The sequence below is a fragment of the Streptococcus mitis NCTC 12261 genome (assembly GCF_000148585.2).
Taxonomy (GTDB): domain Bacteria; phylum Bacillota; class Bacilli; order Lactobacillales; family Streptococcaceae; genus Streptococcus; species Streptococcus mitis.
Genome location: NZ_CP028414.1, coordinates 1,122,612 through 1,144,095, shown reverse-complemented (window position 1 = coordinate 1,144,095; position 21,484 = coordinate 1,122,612). Strand labels below are relative to the sequence as shown.

Annotated in this window: 19 protein-coding genes; 16 read left to right on the top strand and 3 right to left on the bottom strand. The window is 39.6% G+C overall.

The genetic code is table 11. The features are described 5' to 3' along the window. Window positions 1-32: 32 nt before the first annotated feature. Entirely contained in the window at window positions 33-731 is a 699-nt protein-coding gene (locus SM12261_RS05930) for a GntR family transcriptional regulator (RefSeq protein WP_000936192.1), read from the bottom strand. Window positions 732-872: 141 nt separating this feature from the next. On the opposite strand from SM12261_RS05930, the gene guaA reads away from it, so the two are divergent. The 11 genes from guaA (at window position 873) to SM12261_RS05870 (ending at window position 13,995) form a co-directional block, all read left to right on the top strand. Beyond that, window positions 873-2,435 (top strand): glutamine-hydrolyzing GMP synthase, encoded by a 1,563-nt coding sequence (gene guaA, locus SM12261_RS05925; protein ID WP_000065716.1) that lies wholly within the window; start codon window positions 873-875, stop codon window positions 2,433-2,435. A 529-nt stretch (window positions 2,436-2,964) separates the two neighbouring features. Beyond that, entirely contained in the window at window positions 2,965-5,883 is a 2,919-nt protein-coding gene (locus SM12261_RS05920) for a G5 domain-containing protein (protein WP_265093379.1), read from the top strand. Window positions 5,884-6,070: 187 nt separating this feature from the next. Continuing rightward, window positions 6,071-7,357: a peptidase U32 family protein gene (locus tag SM12261_RS05910; protein WP_000169061.1), complete on the top strand. Its 1,287-nt coding sequence runs from the start codon at window positions 6,071-6,073 to the stop codon at window positions 7,355-7,357. Between the two features lie 313 nt (window positions 7,358-7,670). Continuing rightward, on the top strand, window positions 7,671-7,871 hold the full coding sequence (locus SM12261_RS05905) for a F0F1 ATP synthase subunit C (RefSeq protein ID WP_001054558.1): 201 nt from the start codon (window positions 7,671-7,673) through the stop codon (window positions 7,869-7,871). A 33-nt stretch (window positions 7,872-7,904) separates the two neighbouring features. Next, a complete protein-coding gene (gene atpB / locus SM12261_RS05900; RefSeq protein ID WP_000392870.1) occupies window positions 7,905-8,615 on the top strand; it encodes a F0F1 ATP synthase subunit A in 711 nt (236 codons plus the stop codon). A gap of 13 nt (window positions 8,616-8,628) precedes the next feature. Next, window positions 8,629-9,123 (top strand): F0F1 ATP synthase subunit B, encoded by a 495-nt coding sequence (gene atpF / locus SM12261_RS05895; protein ID WP_001103468.1) that lies wholly within the window; start codon window positions 8,629-8,631, stop codon window positions 9,121-9,123. Continuing rightward, window positions 9,123-9,659 (top strand): F0F1 ATP synthase subunit delta, encoded by a 537-nt coding sequence (locus SM12261_RS05890; protein ID WP_000359028.1) that lies wholly within the window; start codon window positions 9,123-9,125, stop codon window positions 9,657-9,659. The genes atpF and SM12261_RS05890 overlap by 1 nt, the downstream gene beginning before the upstream one ends. 14 nt (window positions 9,660-9,673) lie before the next feature. Beyond that, window positions 9,674-11,179: a F0F1 ATP synthase subunit alpha gene (gene atpA / locus SM12261_RS05885; RefSeq protein WP_000996629.1), complete on the top strand. Its 1,506-nt coding sequence runs from the start codon at window positions 9,674-9,676 to the stop codon at window positions 11,177-11,179. 15 nt (window positions 11,180-11,194) lie between these two features. Next, a complete protein-coding gene (locus tag SM12261_RS05880) occupies window positions 11,195-12,073 on the top strand; it encodes a F0F1 ATP synthase subunit gamma (RefSeq protein WP_000301224.1) in 879 nt (292 codons plus the stop codon). An 85-nt stretch (window positions 12,074-12,158) separates the two neighbouring features. Beyond that, a complete protein-coding gene (atpD, locus tag SM12261_RS05875) occupies window positions 12,159-13,565 on the top strand; it encodes a F0F1 ATP synthase subunit beta (protein ID WP_000094357.1) in 1,407 nt (468 codons plus the stop codon). 10 nt (window positions 13,566-13,575) lie between these two features. Continuing rightward, window positions 13,576-13,995: a F0F1 ATP synthase subunit epsilon gene (locus SM12261_RS05870; RefSeq protein ID WP_000068037.1), complete on the top strand. Its 420-nt coding sequence runs from the start codon at window positions 13,576-13,578 to the stop codon at window positions 13,993-13,995. A 44-nt stretch (window positions 13,996-14,039) separates the two neighbouring features. On the opposite strand, the gene SM12261_RS05865 is transcribed toward SM12261_RS05870, so the two are convergent. Then, window positions 14,040-15,053 (bottom strand): lactonase family protein, encoded by a 1,014-nt coding sequence (locus SM12261_RS05865; RefSeq protein ID WP_078228421.1) that lies wholly within the window; start codon window positions 15,051-15,053, stop codon window positions 14,040-14,042. A 153-nt stretch (window positions 15,054-15,206) separates the two neighbouring features. Between SM12261_RS05865 and SM12261_RS05860 the strand changes: the two genes are divergently transcribed. From SM12261_RS05860 to SM12261_RS05840, 5 genes are all read left to right on the top strand, one after another. Then, on the top strand, window positions 15,207-16,373 hold the full coding sequence (locus tag SM12261_RS05860; RefSeq protein ID WP_000435447.1) for an AI-2E family transporter: 1,167 nt from the start codon (window positions 15,207-15,209) through the stop codon (window positions 16,371-16,373). Next, window positions 16,363-17,592, top strand: a complete 1,230-nt coding sequence (locus SM12261_RS05855; RefSeq protein ID WP_004238710.1) for a tetratricopeptide repeat protein — start codon at window positions 16,363-16,365, stop codon at window positions 17,590-17,592. Before SM12261_RS05860 ends, SM12261_RS05855 begins: the two co-directional genes overlap by 11 nt. Before the next feature lie 141 nt (window positions 17,593-17,733). Beyond that, the gene (locus SM12261_RS05850; RefSeq protein WP_000120839.1) at window positions 17,734-18,375 is read left to right on the top strand and encodes an amino acid ABC transporter permease; all 642 of its coding nucleotides are present in this window, start codon (window positions 17,734-17,736) and stop codon (window positions 18,373-18,375) included. Between the two features lie 9 nt (window positions 18,376-18,384). After that, on the top strand, window positions 18,385-19,014 hold the full coding sequence (locus tag SM12261_RS05845) for an amino acid ABC transporter ATP-binding protein (protein WP_000891750.1): 630 nt from the start codon (window positions 18,385-18,387) through the stop codon (window positions 19,012-19,014). A gap of 9 nt (window positions 19,015-19,023) precedes the next feature. Next, entirely contained in the window at window positions 19,024-19,863 is an 840-nt protein-coding gene (locus tag SM12261_RS05840) for an amino acid ABC transporter substrate-binding protein (RefSeq protein WP_000182482.1), read from the top strand. A gap of 60 nt (window positions 19,864-19,923) precedes the next feature. Here SM12261_RS05840 and lysS read toward each other — a convergent pair whose 3' ends face one another. Further along, complete coding sequence (lysS, locus tag SM12261_RS05835) at window positions 19,924-21,414, bottom strand: lysine--tRNA ligase (RefSeq protein WP_000102445.1); 1,491 nt, start codon at window positions 21,412-21,414, stop codon at window positions 19,924-19,926. Window positions 21,415-21,484 lie beyond the last annotated feature (70 nt).

Sequence of the window (21,484 nt, the reverse complement as noted above, 5' to 3'; positions counted from 1 at the left end):
TTGTCCGTGACAGAGAGTTTTTGCATAGTAATCTAATTATTTTCAAGATAAAATTCAAAGCGTTCGCCTACATACTGACTTTTTACGTATTCAAAAGCAGTACCATCTTCTAGGTAGGAAACCTGAGTCAAACCAAGAATAGCATGTCCTTTTTCAACTTCCAAATAGTGGGCAATCTTTTCTTTAGCAAGGCGAGCATAAATAGTTTGTTGAGATTTGCCTATACGGTAGCCGTGTTTTTGCAAGGTTTGGAAGAAATGACTGGTGATTTCTTCTTTTTTAAAGTCCTTAATGAATTTTTCAGGAATAGAAGCAACTTCATAAACCAGAGGAACTTGGTCGGCATAGCGAACACGTTCCATTCGGATAATATTTTCGGTAGGAGAAATTCCTAGCTTGGCAACTTCCTGTTCATTGGGAATGGTTTTTCTGTAGGAAATGAGTTGGCTAGAGGGTACTTTACCTTGGGACTTAACAATTTCAGTAAAACTGGTTGTCCCTCTCATCTTTTCTTGTACACGTGTACTGGATACAAAGGTGCCACTTCCTACACGGCGCTCTAAAACTCCTTCTTCGACCAAGAGGGAAATAGCTTGTCGGAGGGTCATGCGACTGACCTCAAACTGCTCTGCTAAATCTCTTTCACTGGGAAGTCTCTCACCAATAGCCCAACGATGTTCGTCAATATCCTTTTTAATCTGATCATGGATTTTCATATAAGCGGGTAGCATATTTTTCACTTCATTTCTATCTTTTCTCTATTGTACCCCAATAAACTAGAAAAAGTCAAACTTCGCCTTGTTTAGTTGGTAATTCGCCCTTATTTGTGATAGAATATTGAAAAAAGATATTTCTTTTGAGAAAGGAAAAAGATGAGCAACATTTCAACTGATTTGCAAGATGTAGAAAAAATCATCGTATTGGACTATGGTAGCCAATACAACCAGCTGATTTCACGCCGTATCCGTGAGATTGGTGTTTTTTCAGAACTAAAAAGCCATAAAATTTCAGCTGCTGAAGTTCGTGAAATCAACCCTGTAGGAATCATCCTTTCAGGTGGTCCAAACTCTGTATACGAAGATGGTTCATTTGATATTGACCCAGAAATCTTCGAACTTGGAATTCCTATTTTGGGAATTTGTTATGGTATGCAGTTATTGACCCATAAACTTGGAGGAAAAGTTGTTCCTGCAGGTGATGCTGGAAATCGTGAATACGGTCAATCAACTCTTACTCACACATCATCAGCTCTTTTTGAATCAACACCAGACGAGCAGACTGTTTTGATGAGCCATGGTGATGCGGTTACTGAAATTCCTGCTGACTTTGTTCGTACAGGTACATCAGCTGACTGCCCATACGCAGCCATCGAAAACCCAGATAAACACATTTACGGTATCCAATTCCACCCTGAAGTTCGCCATTCTGTATACGGGAATGACATCCTTCGTAACTTTGCCCTTAACATCTGTAAGGCTAAAGGCGACTGGTCAATGGATAACTTCATTGATATGCAGATCCAAAAAATTCGTGAAACCGTCGGTGATAAACGTGTCCTTCTTGGTCTATCAGGTGGGGTTGACTCTTCAGTTGTTGGGGTTCTTCTCCAAAAGGCTATTGGCAATCAATTAATCTGTATCTTTGTAGACCACGGTCTTCTTCGTAAAGGAGAAGCGGACCAAGTTATGGACATGCTTGGTGGTAAGTTTGGTTTGAATATCGTCAAAGCAGACGCTGCTAAACGTTTCCTTGATAAACTTGCTGGCGTTTCTGACCCAGAACAAAAACGTAAAATCATCGGTAACGAATTTGTGTATGTCTTTGATGACGAAGCAAGTAAGCTCAAAGATGTGAAATTCCTTGCTCAAGGTACCTTATACACAGACGTTATCGAGTCTGGTACAGATACAGCTCAAACTATCAAGTCACACCACAACGTGGGTGGTCTTCCAGAAGACATGCAGTTTGAATTGATTGAACCACTCAACACTCTCTATAAAGATGAAGTTCGTGCCCTTGGTACAGAGCTTGGTATGCCAGACCATATCGTATGGCGCCAACCATTTCCAGGACCAGGACTTGCTATCCGTGTCATGGGTGAAATCACTGAAGAGAAACTAGAAACCGTTCGTGAATCAGACGCTATCCTTCGTGAGGAAATTGCTAAAGCAGGTCTTGACCGCGATATCTGGCAATACTTCACAGTGAACACAGGCGTTCGTTCAGTCGGTGTTATGGGTGACGGTCGTACATATGACTACACGATTGCAATCCGTGCTATCACCTCTATCGATGGTATGACAGCTGACTTTGCAAAGATTCCTTGGGATGTCCTTCAAAAGATTTCTGTACGTATCGTAAACGAAGTGGACCACGTTAACCGCATCGTCTATGATATTACAAGTAAACCACCTGCAACAGTTGAGTGGGAGTAAAGCTATAAATACTTTACTCTTATAGTAAATGAAAAATAAGGATTTCGAGAGAACAAAATCGTTCTCTCTTTTTTTATCTGAATATTTTAAGTAAAAGGTTAAGCTATTCTTTCATAAAACAAGACAGAATGGTTGCCTCCAAAGTCTCATCATAAGAGAACAGTTATATTCTCTGGATCTACTTTTGAGATGGTAAAAATAGATATACTGATATCCATTCCTTTTATCATATCCTTGATTTCTTAAGTTTTAAAGACAGTTTAATCAGGATTCCTTTTATATATCGATTAAGAAATAAATAATCTGTCTTGAATCCTACTATAGATGTATAAAGAGTCATTTTGTTTTTTGTTTCGTATCAGTATCAATCCGTTCTGATATTGTTTTTTGAATTGTAGAAAATTCTAGTATAGTAGTTAGGAAGTTTTTATAAATTTATTGTATTTAATTCTTGAGTTGAGACCTTTACTTTTTTAGCTAATTATGTAATAATATTAACAATACAAATAAATGAAAGTTGGTGTTTCTATTGCATAAAGCAGTAAAACAAGAAAAAGGTCATGGATATCTCCGTAAAACTAAGTTAGGTTTGTTAAGTGGTATTATCCTAACGACTGCTTTAGGGAGTTTATTTTTAAATGGGATTGTAAGCGCTGATGAACAGCCAAATTCAAGTACACCTCCTAATGCAGCACAGACTCCACCTAGCGAAACTGTGGTTCAAAGTGAGTATGAAACGAGTACAACACATACGGTAAAAGAAACCGAGTTAAAAGCTAAAGTTGAAGAAGTAAAAGCTTTAGGGGTTAAGGTTACAGAAACACCCACTGAAAATGTAGGTGTTGCAAATAGTTCTTCTGAGGTTACACATTTACGCACAACTGCCGAAGAGAAAGTAGATGCTCAAATTCGTGATTTAGAGTCTGCAAAAGCTGAACAAGAGCAAGTGAAAGCGGATAGAACGAAGATTGATGAGTTTAAAAATACTCTTATCAATGCTAATTATATTAAAGTAAAAGCTAGATTAGTTTCTCAGGTAAATAGTCGAGATATCGATGAAGATGTCTCGAAAGAAGCGTCAGTTAGCCCGATTACATCAAGTAGCGGTGAAATTCGGTATTTGAAAGCGAATGAATTGGAGTTAACTGATTCTCAAGGTTTGTATAATGCAGTATCGAAACCAACTACTGAGGAAGTTACAGAAACATTTATTAAGGTACCTGCTCGAATTGGAATTACAGATAAATATGCAACAAATCGTGTGAATATCGGGTATCCTGCTCGTATAGTGGAACTAACTCCAAACACTGTGTATAGTTACACCATCACACCTCGTTCAGATAGTGTTTTATCTAGTATTTACGGTATCGGTAGTATTGAGACAACTGCTAAATTTGAGTATACGCTACCTGAAGAAACCAAACTTTACGCTACATTTAGCAGTAAACCTGTTGAGACTCATGTAATTATTAAAAACTTAACTCGACGTGCTGAAAATCATACTGATTTCATTGGTTATACTCGAACTTATACTTATAAGGATAAGCAAGGAAATATTATTCCAATTAAAGATTTATATGCAAAATTCTTAGATGTCCAAGGTTTTAAGGGTAAAGGGGTTATAACGTCTTCTGATATTCCAAAATCTAAATTATCCGAGTTTGAAGTACGTTCAGCTGGTGCTGATTACACTTATAGACAAGAAACATCTTTACTTGGAGAAAATACAATTTCTCAAAAAGAGTACATTGCTAGTAAAGTAGTTCCTAATAAACGTAATCAGTTTACACCTCGCATTGTTTATGCATCAAATCTCCAAAGAGTTGAATTGACAGATACAGAAAAAGCAATCAACGGTGTGTCTCGCACTTTCCATACTGTTACTTATACAGAAGTTCAAAACAAAGGTTTAGTGACTCAGAAGTTTGTAAACGAACAAGGTGTTGAAATTGCACCTAGTGTTAAATCTGAACTTAAAGAAGTAGGTTCTGATGTATCTTTAACTCATCCGACCGATTTGGACTTTGAGAACAAGCGTTATACCTTTAAAGAACAAGACAAACAAGATATTACAGAGATTGTGAAAGGTGAAACTGTCATTACCTATGTGTATAAACAGAAGTATGAGAATAACTTACCACCTGTAGAAACAGAAACAAAAATTCCAATTACAACAACTTATGTAGAAGACAAAACAATCGACTATGGTACGGAAATTGTTGAATCGAACGGTAGCGAAGGTAAAATTGTAACTACAACACCTAAAATTGTGAATGAACTTGATGGTATTGTAACTGACGGTAAGCCGACTGAAAAAGAAACTCCTATGGTACCAAAAGTGGTTAAAGTAGGTACGAAACCAACAGTTGTAGAAACAACTACTCCATATACAACACGTTATGTAGAAGATAATACAAAAGATAAAGACTATCGAGAAGTAACAAGAACTGGTAAAGCTGGTAAAACAACTACTACAACAACTTATACCTTAAATCCTAATACAGGTGCAGTAACATCGAACGAACCAACCACGATTACTGAAGAAGCAGTAGAAGAAGTTATTATAGTAGGTACGAAACCAACAGTTGTAGAAACAACTACTCCATATACAATACGTTATGTAGAAGATAATACAAAAGATAAAGATTATCGTGAAGTAACAAGACCTGGTAAAGCTGGTAAAACAACTACTACGACAACTTATACCTTGGATCCTAATACAGGAGCAGTAACACCGAATGAACCAACCACGATTACTGAAGAAGCAGTAGAAGAAGTTATCACAGTAGGTACGAAACCAACAGTTGTAGAAACAACTACTCCATATACAACACGTTATGTAGAAGATAGTACAAAAGATAAAGATTATCGTGAAGTAACAAGACCTGGTAAATCTGGTAAGACAACTACTACGACAACTTATACCTTGGATCCTAATACAGGAGCAGTAACACCGAATGAACCAACCACGATTACTGAAGAAGCAGTAGAAGAAGTTATCACAGTAGGTACGAAACCAAAGGTTGAGGCACCAAAGGTTGAAACGCCAAAAGTTGAAACACCAAAGGTTGAAACGCCAAAGGTTGAAACACCAAAGGTTGAAATGCCAAAAGTTGAAACACCAAAAGTTGAAACACCAAAGGTTGAGTCACCAAAGGTTGAGTCACCAAAGGTTGAAACGCCAAAAGTTGAAACACCAAAAGTTGAAACACCAAAGGTTGAAACGCCAAAGGTTGAGACACCAAAGGTAGAAGTACCAAAATCAAAGACACCAACTGAACAATCGACAAAAGAAACTTCACAAATTCCGACTTCTGTAGCAAGTAAGAGAGAGGAATTGCCTAATACAGGTACAGAAGATCATGCTAATCTTGTAGTCTTAGGACTTCTAGGAGTTTTGAGTGGATTTGGATTTCTTGCACACAAGAAAAAAGAAGTGGAGAAATAGTTTTTCCTAACCTATATTAGAAAAGGGCTCACATCTGTGGGCTTTTTCTCTTTGACAATCTTTTTGCTTTAATAATCTAAAAGATTAGAATTGTCAAAACAATCTGTCTAGGCTTGATTTTATGGCTTATTTACTATAAAATGAGAAGGAAAAACGTCAAACTTTTATATTGCAAATAGGAGAAAACATGACAAAAACATTAAAACGTCCTGAGGTTTTATCACCTGCAGGGACTTTAGAGAAGCTAAAGGTAGCTGTTCAATATGGAGCAGATGCTGTCTTTATCGGTGGTCAGGCCTATGGTCTTCGTAGCCGTGCCGGAAACTTTACTTTCGAACAGATGGAAGAAGGTGTCCAGTTTGCTGCCAAGTACGGTGCCAAAGTCTATGTAGCTGCCAATATGGTTATGCACGAAGGAAATGAAGCTGGTGCTGGTGAGTGGTTCCGTAAACTGCGTGATATCGGGATTGCAGCAGTTATCGTATCTGACCCAGCCTTGATCATGATTGCAGCGACTGAAGCACCAGGTCTTGAAATCCACCTCTCTACTCAAGCAAGTGCAACTAACTATGAAACCCTTGAGTTCTGGAAAGAACTGGGCTTGACTCGTGTCGTTTTGGCGCGTGAGGTTTCGATGGAAGAATTAGCTGAAATCCGCAAACGTACAGATGTTGAGATTGAAGCCTTTGTCCACGGAGCCATGTGTATTTCTTACTCTGGTCGTTGTACTCTTTCAAACCACATGAGTATGCGTGATGCTAACCGTGGTGGTTGCTCTCAGTCTTGCCGTTGGAAGTATGATCTTTATGATATGCCATTTGGGAAAGAACGTAAGAGCTTGAAAGGGGAAATCCCAGAAGCATTTTCAATGTCAGCTGTTGACATGTCCATGATTGACCATATCCCAGATATGATTGAAAATGGTGTGGACAGTCTGAAGATTGAAGGTCGAATGAAGTCTATTCACTATGTTTCAACAGTAACCAACTGCTACAAGGCGGCTGTGGATGCATATCTTGAAAGTCCTGAAAAGTTTGAAGCTATCAAACAAGACTTGGTGGATGAGATGTGGAAGGTTGCCCAACGTGAATTAGCAACAGGTTTCTATTACGGTACACCATCTGAAAATGAGCAGTTGTTTGGTGCTCGTCGTAAAATTCCTGAGTACAAGTTTGTTGCTGAAGTGGTTTCTTATGATGATGCGACACAAACAGCAACTATTCGTCAACGGAACGTTATTAACGAAGGCGACCAAGTTGAGTTTTATGGCCCAGGTTTCCGTCATTTTGAAACGTATATCGAAGATTTACATGATGCCAAAGGCAATAAAATTGACCGCGCTCCAAATCCAATGGAACTCTTGACTATCAAGGTTCCACAACCTGTTCAAGCTGGAGATATGGTTCGAGCTCTCAAAGAAGGACTTATCAATCTTTATAAGGAAGATGGCACCAGCGTCACAGTTCGTGCTTAATAAGCATGCAGGAGACGAAAGCTTTCTAGTTGCTTTCCCTTTAATCCTACTTACTAAAGAGCATTAGGTTAAAGAAAATATATTAATTTCCATCCGAGATGTCATCTCGGATTTTTCATTATTTTTCAGAAAGACCTAGATAATGGAGGGATTTGTTACAAGTTTTTTCCAAAGTTTTCTATATAATAGACTTAAAAATAGTAAAATTGTAAATAATTTTCATTAAACGCTTTCAACGTAAGTAAAAAGTTGACAAATCCAATTTTTAGGACTAAACTAAGTAAGTAAATTTTAATTAAAAGGAGAATTCGTCATGAATTTAACATTTTTCGGTCTATGTCTTGCCTGTATGGGTGTATCTCTTGGTGAAGGTTTGTTGATGAACGGTTTGTTGAAATCAGTTGCTCGCCAACCAGATATCATCTCAGAACTACGTAGTTTGATGATCCTAGGGGTTGCCTTTATTGAAGGTACTTTCTTCGTTACTCTTGTCTTTTCATTTATCATCAAATAAAAGAAGTATAAATTGAAAAAGGGAGGATTTTAGATGGAAGAAAGTATTAATCCAACCATCAATATTGGTCCTGTTACCTTTAATTTAACCATAGTAGTTTTGACTTTGTTGACTGTAGCACTTATTTTTGGCTTTATTTATTGGGCAACTCGAAATATGACTTTGAGACCCACAGGAAAACAAAATGTATTAGAGTATTTATTTGATTTTGTTGTTGGATTTACAAAATCAAACCTTGGTCCAATGATAAAGGATTATTCTCTCTTTTATTTCTGTTTATTCCTATTTATGGCCATTGCAAATAATATTGGCTTAATGGCTAGAATTCAGACTACAGATGGTGTAAATCTTTGGACCTCACCAACAGCAAATTTGTCATTTGACTTGGTCTTGTCTTTTACAATTATCTTAATGACCCACGTAGAAGGAATTCGTCGTCGTGGAATCAAAAAGTATTTAAAAGCATTTGTAACACCAGGTTTTATGACACCAATGAATCTCTTAGAAGAAGTTACCAATCTCCTTTCACTTGCATTGCGGGTATTTGGTAATATCTTTGCAGGGGAAGTGATGGCAAGTATGTTAGTCCTACTTTCTCATCAGGCCTTCTATTGGTATCCTATTGCTTTTGGAACAAATCTAATCTGGACTGCATTTTCTGTTTTTATTTCTTGTGTACAAGCATATGTATTTACATTGTTATCTTCAATGTACCTAGGAAATAAAATTAATGATGAAGAATAGAAAGGAGTAGTTTATGAATGTAACAGTAGGTGAATTACTTGGTGATTTTATACTAATCGCTGGTTCCTTTATTCTCTTGCTAGTCTTGGTTAAGAAATACGCTTGGTCAAATTTGACTAGCATTTTCGAACAAAGAGCAGAAAAAATTGCAGCAGATATTGACGGAGCTGAACAAGCACGTCAAAAAGCAGAAGTATTGGCTCAGAAACGCGAAGATGAATTGGCTGGTAGCCGTAAAGAAGCTAAGACAATCATTGAGAATGCGAAAGAAACAGCTGAGAAAAGCAAAGCTAGTATTTTAGCAGATGCTAAGCTAGAAGCAGGACGCTTGAAAGAAAAAGCGAACCAAGAAATTGCTCAAAATAAAGCTGAAGCTTTACAAAGCGTTAAGGGTGAGGTAGCAGATTTGACAATCAGCTTGGCTGGTAAAATCATCTCACAAAACCTTGACGGTCATGCCCATAAAGAACTCATTGATCAGTATATCGATCAGCTAGGAGAAGCTTAATGGACAAGAAAACAGTAAAGGTAATTGAAAAATACAGCATGCCTTTTGTCCAATTGGTTTTAGAAAAAGGAGAAGAAGACCGTATCTTTTCAGACTTAGCTCAAATCAAGCAAGTTGCTGAAGAAACAGGCTTACCTTCTTTTTTAAAAAAAGTGGCAGTAGACGAGTCTGACAAGGAAAAAACGATTGCGTTCTTCCAAGATTCAGTGTCGACTTTATTGCAAAACTTTATCCAGGTTCTTATCTACAATCATAGAGCAAATCTTTTTTATGATATTCTTGTAGATTGCTTGAACCGACTTGAAAAAGAAACAAATCGATTTGAAGTGACGATTAGGTCAGCTCATCCTTTAACTGATGAACAGAAGAGTCGCTTGCTCCCTTTGATTGAGAAAAAAATGTCTCTTAAAGTAAGGAGTGTAAAAGAACAAATCGATGAAAGTCTTATTGGTGGTTTTGTCATTTTTGCCAATCACAAGACAATTGATGTGAGTATTAAACAACAACTTAAAGTTGTTAAAGAAAATTTGAAATAGAAAGTGGTGTTCTTTTGGCAATTAACGCACAAGAAATCAGCGCTTTAATTAAGCAACAAATTGAAAATTTCAAACCCAATTTTGATGTGACTGAAACAGGTGTTGTAACCTATATCGGGGACGGTATCGCGCGTGCTCACGGTCTTGAAAATGCCATGAGTGGAGAGTTGTTGATTTTTGAAAACGGCTCTTATGGGATGGCTCAAAACTTGGAGTCAACAGACGTTGGTATTATCATCCTAGGTGACTTTACAGATATCCGTGAAGGCGATACAATCCGCCGTACAGGTAAAATCATGGAAGTCCCAGTAGGTGAAAGTCTGATTGGTCGTGTTGTGGACCCACTTGGTCGTCCAGTTGACGGTCTTGGAGAAATCCACACTGACAAAACTCGTCCAGTAGAAGCGCCAGCTCCTGGTGTTATGCAACGTAAGTCTGTATCAGAACCCTTGCAAACTGGTTTGAAAGCTATCGACGCCCTTGTACCGATTGGTCGTGGTCAACGTGAGTTGATTATCGGTGACCGTCAGACAGGGAAAACAACTATTGCGATTGATACAATCTTGAACCAAAAAGGTCAAGATATGATCTGTATCTACGTAGCGATTGGACAAAAAGAGTCAACAGTTCGTACGCAAGTAGAAACACTACGTCAGTACGGTGCCTTGGACTACACAATCGTTGTGACAGCCTCTGCTTCACAACCATCTCCATTGCTTTTCCTAGCTCCTTATGCTGGGGTTGCCATGGCAGAAGAATTTATGTACCAAGGGAAGCATGTTTTGATCGTTTATGATGATCTTTCAAAACAAGCGGTAGCTTATCGTGAACTGTCTCTCTTGCTTCGTCGTCCTCCAGGTCGTGAAGCATTCCCAGGGGATGTTTTCTACCTTCACAGCCGTTTGCTTGAGCGCTCAGCTAAAGTTTCTGATGAACTTGGTGGTGGATCTATTACAGCCCTACCGTTTATCGAGACACAAGCAGGAGATATCTCTGCCTATATTGCAACCAACGTGATTTCAATCACTGATGGACAAATCTTCCTTGGTGATGGTCTCTTCAATGCGGGTATTCGTCCAGCCATCGATGCAGGTTCATCTGTATCTCGTGTAGGTGGTTCTGCACAAATCAAAGCCATGAAAAAGGTTGCTGGTACACTTCGTATCGACCTTGCTTCATACCGTGAGTTGGAAGCCTTCACTAAGTTTGGTTCTGACTTGGATGCGGCAACACAGGCTAAGTTGAACCGTGGACGTCGTACAGTTGAAGTCTTGAAACAACCTGTTCACAAACCATTACCTGTTGAGAAACAAGTAACCATTCTCTATGCTTTGACACATGGTTTCTTGGATACTGTTCCAGTAGATGATATTGTTCGTTTCGAGGAAGAGTTCCATGCCTTCTTTGACGCTCAACATCCAGAGATTTTAGAAACCATTCGTGATACAAAAGACTTGCCAGAAGAAGCAGTCTTGGATGCTGCGATTACAGAGTTTCTCAATCAAACCAGCTTCCAATAAGAATAGAGGTGTCAGATGGCAGTATCTCTAAATGATATTAAAACAAAAATCGCCTCAACAAAAAATACGAGTCAAATCACTAATGCCATGCAGATGGTATCAGCTGCTAAGCTAGGTCGTTCTGAAGAAGCTGCTCGCAATTTCCAAGTTTATGCTCAGAAAGTTCGTAAACTTTTGACGGATATTCTTCATGGGAATGGAGCTGGTAGTTCAACCAATCCGATGTTGATTAGCCGTCCAGTTAAGAAGACAGGCTATATCGTCATTACATCAGACCGAGGTTTGGTTGGAGGTTATAATTCTTCTATTTTGAAAGCCGTTATGGAGCTGAAAGAAGAATACCATCCAGATGGTAAAGGTTTTGAAATGATCTGTATCGGTGGAATGGGAGCTGATTTCTTTAAAGCTCGTGGTATTCAACCACTTTATGAACTACGTGGCTTGGCAGATCAACCAAGCTTTGATGAAGTTCGTAAGATTATTTCAAAAACTGTTGAAATGTACCAAAATGAACTTTTTGATGAACTCTATGTCTGCTATAACCATCATGTCAATACGCTAACTAGTCAAATGCGTGTGGAACAAATGCTTCCGATTGTTGACTTGGATCCAAATGAAGCAGATGACAGTTACAGCTTGACCTTTGAATTGGAAACTAGCCGAGAAGAAATTTTGGAGCAGTTGTTGCCTCAGTTTGCAGAAAGTATGATTTACGGTGCTATTATCGACGCTAAGACAGCTGAAAATGCTGCGGGTATGACAGCCATGCAAACAGCGACAGATAATGCTAAGAAAGTCATTAATGATTTGACAATCCAGTATAACCGTGCCAGACAGGCGGCGATTACACAAGAAATTACAGAAATCGTAGCAGGAGCTAGTGCCTTAGAATAGCCACTAGTCTAGCTCGTATGAAAATGAACTTAGGACCTAGGTAAGCTAGGAACCGACAGTATCTTATATAGAATAGGAGAAGGAGATGAGTTCAGGTAAAATTGCTCAGGTTATCGGTCCCGTTGTAGACGTCTTGTTTGCAGCAGGGGAAAAACTTCCTGAGATTAACAATGCACTTGTCGTCTACAAAAATGACGAAAGAAAAACAAAAATCGTCCTTGAAGTAGCCTTGGAGTTGGGAGATGGTATGGTCCGTACTATCGCCATGGAATCAACAGATGGTTTGACTCGTGGAATGGAAGTATTGGACACAGGTCGTCCAATCTCTGTACCAGTAGGTAAAGAAACTTTGGGACGTGTCTTCAATGTTTTGGGAGATACCATTGACTTGGAAGCTCCTTTTACAGAAGATGCAGAGCGTCAGCCAATTCATAAAAAAGCTCCAACTTTTGATGAATTGTCTACCTCTTCTGAAATCCTTGAAACAGGGATTAAGGTTATCGACCTTCTTGCCCCTTACCTTAAAGGTGGTAAGGTTGGACTTTTCGGTGGTGCCGGAGTTGGTAAAACCGTCTTAATCCAAGAATTGATTCACAACATTGCCCAAGAACACGGTGGTATTTCAGTATTTACCGGTGTTGGGGAACGTACTCGTGAGGGTAATGACCTTTACTGGGAAATGAAAGAATCAGGTGTTATCGAGAAAACAGCCATGGTATTTGGTCAGATGAATGAGCCGCCAGGAGCACGTATGCGTGTTGCCCTAACTGGTTTGACAATCGCCGAATACTTCCGTGATGTGGAAGGCCAAGACGTGCTTCTCTTTATCGATAATATCTTCCGTTTCACTCAGGCTGGTTCAGAAGTATCTGCCCTTTTGGGTCGTATGCCATCAGCCGTTGGTTACCAACCAACACTTGCTACGGAAATGGGTCAATTGCAAGAGCGTATTACATCAACTAAAAAGGGTTCTGTAACCTCTATCCAGGCTATCTATGTGCCAGCGGATGACTATACTGACCCAGCGCCAGCAACAGCCTTCGCTCACTTGGACTCAACAACTAACTTGGAACGTAAGTTGGTACAATTGGGTATTTACCCAGCCGTTGACCCACTTGCTTCAAGCTCACGTGCCTTGGCACCTGAAATCGTTGGAGAAGAGCACTATGCAGTTGCTGCTGAAGTAAAACGCGTTCTTCAACGTTACCATGAATTGCAAGATATCATTGCTATCCTTGGTATGGATGAGCTTTCTGATGAAGAAAAGACCTTGGTTGCTCGTGCCCGTCGTATCCAGTTCTTCTTGTCACAAAACTTCAACGTTGCGGAACAATTTACTGGTCAGCCAGGTTCTTATGTTCCAGTTGCTGAAACTGTTCGTGGCTTTAAGGAAATCCTTGATGGTAAACACGACCACTTGCCAGAAGATGCCTTCCGTGGTGTAGGTTCTATCGAAGATGTGATTGCAAAAGCTGAAAAAATGGGATTTTAAGAGGTGATCTATGGCTCAGTTAACTGTCCAGATCGTGACACCAGATGGTCTCGTCTATGATCACCATGCCAGCTTTGTATCAGTTCGAACTCTGGATGGTGAGATGGGAATCTTGCCACGACATGAAAATATGATTGCAGTTTTAGCAGTAGATGAGGTTAAGGTTAAACGTGTAGATGATGAAAATCACGTGAACTGGATTGCAGTAAACGGAGGTGTTATCGAAGTTGCCAATGGCGTTATCACAATTGTTGCTGACTCTGCAGAACGTGCTCGTGATATCGACGTTAGTCGTGCAGAACGTGCCAAACTTCGAGCAGAGCGTGAAATTGAAGAAGCACAAGACAAACACTTGATTGACCAAGAACGTCGTGCGAAGATTGCACTGCAGCGTGCCATTAACCGTATTAATGTCGGAAATAGACTATAAGAAAAAAATGAACTTGAGTTACCAAGTTCATTTTTTATGTTTTCTTAAGGGGCAAAACTGATGCAGACTGCTTCTGGGACATGGAAGTCGTTGGAAAGTTCTGCTAGACGACCAGTTTCAGGATTGCGTTTAAAGACGGTTGCATTGTCAGAGTCTTGATGGATAGCAATGACAAATTCTTGATCTGGTGTCAAATCAAAATCACGTGGAGTCTGACCATGAGTCGGAACGATTTCTAACAACTCTAAGCTACCGTCTGCAAGAATTGTATATACTGCTATAGAATCATGACCACGGTTAGAAGCGTAGAGGTATTTACCATCTTTAGAGAGACGAATAGCAGCAGTTCCATTAAAACCTTCGTAACCTTCTGGTAGAGTTGAAATAACTTGCATGCGTTCAAATTCGCCAACACCATCGTAGATTAAAACTTCGATAGTGCTATTGAGTTCACAAATCAGATAAGCAATTTTATAGTGGTTATGGAAAATAATATGGCGTGAGCCTGCTCCTGGCTGGCTATGATAGGTATAGAGTTTAGATAATTTTCCTTCTTGATCAAGGTCATAGGTGATGACTTGGTCAGTACCCAAATCACAGGTCACTAGATAGTGGTCAGGTGTTAAATCTGTAAAGTGAACGTGGGGAGAAGCTTGATTCTCATGCGGACCTTGGCCACTGTGTTGATCCACATCGCTAAGTAGAAGGCGACCATCTTCCTGACGTTTATAAACAAGGACCTGTCCCTTGTGGTAGTTTGCCGCGTAAACCAAATCACGCTTTTCATCAACGGCAACATAACAGTGGGGAGCTCCTTCTTCCACGACATGATTTAATAAGGTTCCATCAGTTTGATAGGCTGCAATTCCCCCCTTATCATCTTGACTACCAACAGTGTATAAATGTTGGTGCTGGTCAAAGGCAAGGTAGGTTGGACTTGGTTCAGCTGCAAAAAGTTCTAGATTTGAAAGCTGCCCAGTTTCTGTATCAAAGTCTGCCTTGTAAATCCCTTGGGAAGTTCGACGTGTGTAAGTTCCAAAATAAACAGTTTCTTTCATGACTATACCTCTTTATAAAGATAATACTATTATATCACAAAATAGATTCACAATATGATATGCGGTACAATTCAATGGTATGTAAGCACTTTAAAAAAGAGTTATTTTGCTCTAAAAATGGTATAATGAAAGAATGACAGAAAGGAATTATTTATGGAACAAAAAGAGAAACATTTTAGCCTATCTTGGTTTTTCAAGTGGTTTTTGGACAACAAGGCCATTACGGTATTTTTGGTAACCTTATTATTGGGACTCAATCTTTTTATTTTAAGTAAGATTAGTTTTCTATTTTCACCTGTTTTGGACTTTTTAGCAGTTGTGATGTTGCCAGTCATTTTATCTGGCCTGCTATATTATTTATTGAATCCCATTGTTGATTGGATGGAAAAACACAAAGTCAATCGTGTCATAGCCATCAGTATTGTCTTTGTCATTATTGCACTCTTTATCATTTGGGGCTTGGCAGTAGCTATTCCAAATCTACAACGTCAAGTTTTAACATTTGCAAGAAATGTACCAATCTACCTTGAAGATGCAGATAGAGTTATTGATGATTTGGTAACCAAGCGTTTACCAGATGATTTCAGACCTCAGTTAGAACAAGTTTTGACAAACTTTTCAAGTCAGGCTACAGTTTGGGCAAGTAAAGTTTCTTCTCAGGCAGTCAACTGGGTAAGTGCCTTTATTAGCGGTGCTTCTCAAGTGATTGTTGCCTTGATTATCGTTCCGTTCATGCTCTTTTATCTCTTACGTGATGGAAAAGGCCTACGTCACTATTTGACCCAATTCATGCCAACGAAATTGAAAGAACCTGTTGGGCAGGTTTTATCAGATGTGAATCAACAGTTGTCCAACTATGTTCGAGGACAAGTAACAGTGGCTATTATTGTTGCGGTAATGTTTATGATTTTCTTCAAGATTATTGGTCTACGTTATGCAGTTACTTTGGGGGTTACTGCTGGTATTTTAAATCTGGTTCCTTATTTGGGTAGCTTCTTAGCCATGCTTCCTGCCCTAGTATTGGGCTTGATTGCTGGGCCAGTCATGCTTTTAAAAGTAGTGATTGTCTTTATCGTAGAACAAACTATTGAAGGCCGTTTTGTCTCTCCATTGATTTTGGGAAGTCAATTAAACATCCATCCCATTAATGTTCTCTTTGTTTTATTAACTTCAGGATCCATGTTTGGTATCTGGGGAGTTTTACTCGGTATTCCGGTTTATGCTTCTGCTAAAGTTGTCATTTCAGCCATTTTCGAATGGTATAAGGTAGTCAGTGGCCTATATGAACTAGAAGGAGAGGAAGTAAAGAGTGAACAATAGTCAACAGATGTTACAGGCTTTGGAAGAGCAAGATTTAGTTAAGGCAGAACATTATTTCGTCAAAGCTTTAGAAAATGATCCAAGTGACCTTCTGTATGAGTTAGCCACCTATCTAGAAGGGATTGGTTTTTATCCTCAGGCCAAGGAAATTTACCTGAAAATCGTAGAAGATTTTCCAGAGGTTAATCTTAATCTAGCAACTATTGCTAGCGAGGATGGTCAAATCGAGGAAGCATTTGCCTACCTTGAGGAATTCCAAGCTGACAGTGACTGGTATGTTTCGGCTTTGGCACTTAAGGCAGACCTTTACCAGTTGGAAGGTTTGACAGATGTGGCGCGTGAGAAATTGCTGGAGGCTTTGAGTTATTCAGAGGATCCTCTCTTGATATTGGGATTAGCAGAGTTGGATAGTGAGTTGGAAAATTATCAAGAGGCCATTCAAGGCTATGCTCAGTTAGATAATCGTACTATTTATGAGCAAACAGGCATTTCTACCTATCAACGGATTGGCTTTGCCTATGCACAGTTAGGGAAATTTGAAACGGCTACAGAGTTTTTAGAAAAAGCCCTAGAGTTAGAATACGATGACCTAACAGCTTTTGAGTTGGCTAGTCTTTACTTTGATCGAGAAGAATACCAAAAAGCTGTCCTCTACTTTAAGCAGCTTGATACCATTTCTCCTGACTTTGAAGGCTATGAGTATGGTTATAGTCAGGCCTTGCATAAGGAACATCAGGTTCAAGAAGCCCTGCGTATCGCTAAGCAAGGCTTGGAGAAAAATCCCTTTGAAACTCGTCTCTTGCTAGCTGCTTCACAATTCTCTTATGAACTGCATGATGCCAGTGGTGCAGAAAACTACCTCCTTACTGCAAAAGAAGATGCTGAGGATACGGAAGAAATCTTACTTCGTCTAGCCACAATTTATCTAGAACAGGAACGTTATGAGGACATTCTAGACTTGCAAAATGATGAGCCAGAGAATCTTTTGACCAAGTGGATGATTGCTCGTTCTTATCAAGAAATGGACGATTTAGATACCGCCTACGAGCATTATCAAGAGTTGGCAGGAGATTTAAAGGACAATCCAGAGTTTCTGGAACACTATATCTATCTCTTGCGTGAATTGGGCTACTTTGAGGAAGCCAAAGTCAATGCTCAAACTTACTTAAAACTAGTTCCAGATGATGTACAAATGCAAGAACTATTTGAGAGATTGTAAGAATATTTTTTTAAAAACTGTATCTAATCATTTTTGATAGATATAGTTTTTTCTTTTTTAAAGAGAATTTTTTTACAAAAATGGTTGGTTGTTTTGTTTATTTATGCTATAATAGTATCTATTATTTTTAGGAGGTGCAGTATGTCTTATTTGTTTGAGATATTACCGAGTTTATTGAGCGGTGCAAGCATGACTTTGCAGGTTTTTGCACTGGTCTTGATTTTTTCTATTCCCTTGGGCGTTTTGATTGCCTTTGCCTTGCAAGTCCATTGGAAGCCCCTCCATCATCTGATTAATATTTATATCTGGATTATGCGAGGAACACCCTTGCTCTTGCAATTGATTTTTATTTATTATGTGCTTCCAAGTATTGGGATTCGTTTGGACCGTCTTCCTGCAGCTATCATTGCCTTTGTTCTGAATTATGCGGCTTACTTTGCTGAAATCTTTCGTGGAGGGATTGATACCATTCCTAACGGTCAATATGAGGCTGCTAAGGTCTTGAAGTTCAGTCCTTTTGCCACAGTTCGCTATATTATTTTGCCTCAGGTGACAAAGATTGTTCTTCCTAGCGTATTTAACGAAGTCATGAGTTTGGTCAAAGATACTTCTCTGGTCTATGCTCTAGGAATTTCAGACCTTATCTTGGCTAGTCGTACAGCTGCAAACCGTGATGCTAGCCTGGTTCCTATGTTCTTGGCAGGAGCCATTTACTTGATTTTGATTGGTATTGTGACCATTCTTGCCAAAAAAGTTGAGAAGAAGTACAGTTACTATAGATAGGAGGCTGCCATGTTAGAATTACGAAATATCAATAAAGGCTTTGGTGAAAAGCAAATTTTGTCTAATTTCAGTCTAAAGATTCCTGAAAAGCAAATCCTAGCTATCGTTGGACCTTCTGGTGGAGGTAAGACAACCCTCTTACGTATGCTTGCAGGTCTTGAAACCATTGATTCAGGGCAAATCTTTTATAATGGAGAACCTTTAGAATTGGACGAACTTGAGAAGCGCAATCTACTAGGATTTGTATTCCAAGATTTTCAACTTTTCCCTCATTTATCCGTTCTAGATAATTTGACCTTATCTCCTGTGAAAACCATGGGAATGAAGCGGGATGAGGCAGAGAAGAAGGCGCGAGGTCTTTTGGAACAATTAGGACTGGCAGGACATGCAGATGCTTATCCATTCTCACTATCAGGTGGGCAAAAGCAGCGGGTAGCTTTGGCGCGTGCTATGATGATTGACCCAGAAATCATAGGTTACGATGAACCAACTTCTGCCCTAGATCCTGAATTACGCTTGGAAGTGGAAAAACTGATCTTGCAAAATAGGGAACTTGGCATGACCCAGATTGTGGTTACCCATGATTTGCAGTTTGCTGAAAATATCGCAGATCAGATTCTCAAGGTTGAACCCAAGTAGGAGGTGCCAATGACTAATAAGAAAATTGCTTTAGTATTGGTTTCGCTCCTGACCCTCTTTTTAACGGCTTGTACTCAGAAAGCTAGTGATCCAAAGAAGGATAACTGGGATAAGTATCAAGAGCAGGGGACCATTACTATTGGTTTTGACAATACCTTTGTACCCATGGGTTTTGAAGAAAAGAATGGCCAATATACAGGCTTTGATATTGATTTAGCACAAGCAGTTTCTGAAAAATTAGGTGTCAAGGTGCAATTTCAGCCAATTGACTGGGATATGAAGGAGACGGAACTGCAAAATGGAACCATAGATGCCATTTGGAATGGCTATGCTGCCACTGATGAACGCCGAGAGAAGGTTGCCTTTAGCATTCCTTATATGGAAAATCAGCAAGTTCTGGTTGCAAAGAAAAGCCAGCAGATTCGTTCAGTAGAGGATATGAAGGATAAAACCTTGGGAGCCCAAGCCGGTTCCTCTGGTTATTTAGACTTTGAAGCCCAGCCAGATTTATTGAAAAATCGTGTCAAAGATCAGAAGGCTAATCAGTACCAGAGTTTTAATGAGGCCTTGATTGATTTGAAAAATGACCGGATTGATGCCTTGTTGATTGACCGAGTGTATGCTAATTACTATCTCCAGTCTGAAGGTATATTAAGTGACTACAATGTCTTTTCAGCAGGATTTGAAAGTGAATCCTTTGCAGTCGGAGTTAGACCAGCAGACAAGAGATTACTACAAGCTTTAAACCAAGCCTTTGTTCAACTGTACAAAGAAGGGAAGTTCCAAGAAATTAGCCAAAAATGGTTTGGAGAAGATGTAGCAACCAAAGAAGTGAAAAGTAGAGATTGAGTTTTCCTCAATCTCTTTTTGCATCGAAAAATCCCCTGACAAGAGCCAGAGGATAAGTGATTATTTCATTGTTGGGAAGAGCAATACGTCACGGATAGTTGTTGTATCAGTAAGGAGCATGCAGAGACGGTCGATACCGATTCCCAAACCACCTGTTGGTGGCATACCGTATTCAAGAGCTTCGATGTAGTCATAGTCGATGCCGGTTGCTTCATCGTCACCAAGTTCTTTAGCTTTAGCTTGGGCTTCAAAACGGCTAAGTTGGTCGATTGGGTCGTTCAACTCAGTAAAGGCATTACCGTACTCCTTAGTCATGATGAAGAGCTCGAAACGGTCAGTAAAGCGTTCGTCTTCAGGATTTTTCTTAGCGAGCGGAGATACAGCTACTGGATGTCCATAGACAAAGGTTGGCTGGATCAAGGTTTCTTCAACAAACTCTTCAAAGAAGGCATTGATAATGTGGCCAACTTCAGTGTAGTGTTTTTCAACAGGAACTTTCTTCTCAGCAGCGATAGCTTTAGCTTCTTCCAAAGTCATGTCTGGCCAGAAATCGACACCAGTAATTTCTTTGATAGCATCCACCATGTGAACACGTTTAAATGGTTCGTTAATCTTGATTTCAGTACCTTGGTAGTTAACCGGACCATCACCCTTAACAGCTTTAGCAGCATGTTGGATAATGCCTTCAGTCAAGTCCATGATGTCTTGGAAGTCTGCATAAGCTTGGTAAACTTCGATAGAAGTGAACTCAGGGTTATGTGTAGCATCCATTCCTTCATTACGGAAGATACGGCCAATTTCATAGACACGTTCCATACCACCGACGATAAGGCGTTTCAAGTGAAGCTCAGTTGCGATACGAAGCACCATATCAATGTTTTGGGCATTGTGGTGAGTGATAAATGGACGGGCAGCAGCTCCACCAGCTTCGTTGTGAAGAACAGGTGTTTCCACTTCAAGGAATCCTTTTTGGTCAAGGTAACGACGGATTTCAGAGATGATTTTTGAACGAGTGACAAAACGCTCAAAGCTTTCACGGTTAGAAATCAAGTCAAGGTAACGTTTACGGTAAATCGTTTCAACGTCTGTCAAACCATGGAATTTCTCTGGAAGAGGACGAAGAGCCTTAGACAAGTGTGTGATGTGAGTTGCCTTGATAGAGAGTTCTCCCATATCTGTACGCATCACTTCACCCTCGACACCAAGGAAGTCACCAAGGTCTGCTTTTTTGAAGATCTCGTAGTTTTCTTCACCGACAGCATCCTTACGAACGTAGATTTGAATCTGGCCTTCACGGTCTTGAAGGTGGGCAAATCCTACTTTACCTTTACCACGTTTAGTTACTAAGCGTCCTGCGATAGTAGCTGTTTCGTTTTTATCATGTAATTCTTCCTTATCGAGGTCAGCATATTTATCTTTTAATTCTTGTGAATTTGCAGTGCGTTCAAAACGTTTTCCGAAAGGATCAATTCCTTGTTCACGGAGCGCAGCCATTTTTTCACGGCGAACGATCTGCTGGTCATTTAGTTCTTCCATATGTTCTGTTGACATGGGATCCTCCTAGTTTTACTCAAAATTGAATACGATGAGTCATTTTTTGCGATACTCCCATTTTATCATA

Coding starts and splice junctions, on each gene's coding strand:
- SM12261_RS05930 (WP_000936192.1), bottom strand. CDS start 731: ATGCTACCCGCTTATATGAAAATCCATGATCAGATTAAAAAGGATATT.
- guaA (WP_000065716.1), top strand. CDS start 873: ATGAGCAACATTTCAACTGATTTGCAAGATGTAGAAAAAATCATCGTA.
- SM12261_RS05910 (WP_000169061.1), top strand. CDS start 6,071: ATGACAAAAACATTAAAACGTCCTGAGGTTTTATCACCTGCAGGGACT.
- SM12261_RS05905 (WP_001054558.1), top strand. CDS start 7,671: ATGAATTTAACATTTTTCGGTCTATGTCTTGCCTGTATGGGTGTATCT.
- atpB (WP_000392870.1), top strand. CDS start 7,905: ATGGAAGAAAGTATTAATCCAACCATCAATATTGGTCCTGTTACCTTT.
- atpF (WP_001103468.1), top strand. CDS start 8,629: ATGAATGTAACAGTAGGTGAATTACTTGGTGATTTTATACTAATCGCT.
- SM12261_RS05890 (WP_000359028.1), top strand. CDS start 9,123: ATGGACAAGAAAACAGTAAAGGTAATTGAAAAATACAGCATGCCTTTT.
- SM12261_RS05880 (WP_000301224.1), top strand. CDS start 11,195: ATGGCAGTATCTCTAAATGATATTAAAACAAAAATCGCCTCAACAAAA.
- atpD (WP_000094357.1), top strand. CDS start 12,159: ATGAGTTCAGGTAAAATTGCTCAGGTTATCGGTCCCGTTGTAGACGTC.
- SM12261_RS05870 (WP_000068037.1), top strand. CDS start 13,576: ATGGCTCAGTTAACTGTCCAGATCGTGACACCAGATGGTCTCGTCTAT.
- SM12261_RS05865 (WP_078228421.1), bottom strand. CDS start 15,053: ATGAAAGAAACTGTTTATTTTGGAACTTACACACGTCGAACTTCCCAA.
- SM12261_RS05860 (WP_000435447.1), top strand. CDS start 15,207: ATGGAACAAAAAGAGAAACATTTTAGCCTATCTTGGTTTTTCAAGTGG.
- SM12261_RS05850 (WP_000120839.1), top strand. CDS start 17,734: ATGTCTTATTTGTTTGAGATATTACCGAGTTTATTGAGCGGTGCAAGC.
- SM12261_RS05845 (WP_000891750.1), top strand. CDS start 18,385: ATGTTAGAATTACGAAATATCAATAAAGGCTTTGGTGAAAAGCAAATT.
- SM12261_RS05840 (WP_000182482.1), top strand. CDS start 19,024: ATGACTAATAAGAAAATTGCTTTAGTATTGGTTTCGCTCCTGACCCTC.
- lysS (WP_000102445.1), bottom strand. CDS start 21,414: ATGTCAACAGAACATATGGAAGAACTAAATGACCAGCAGATCGTTCGC.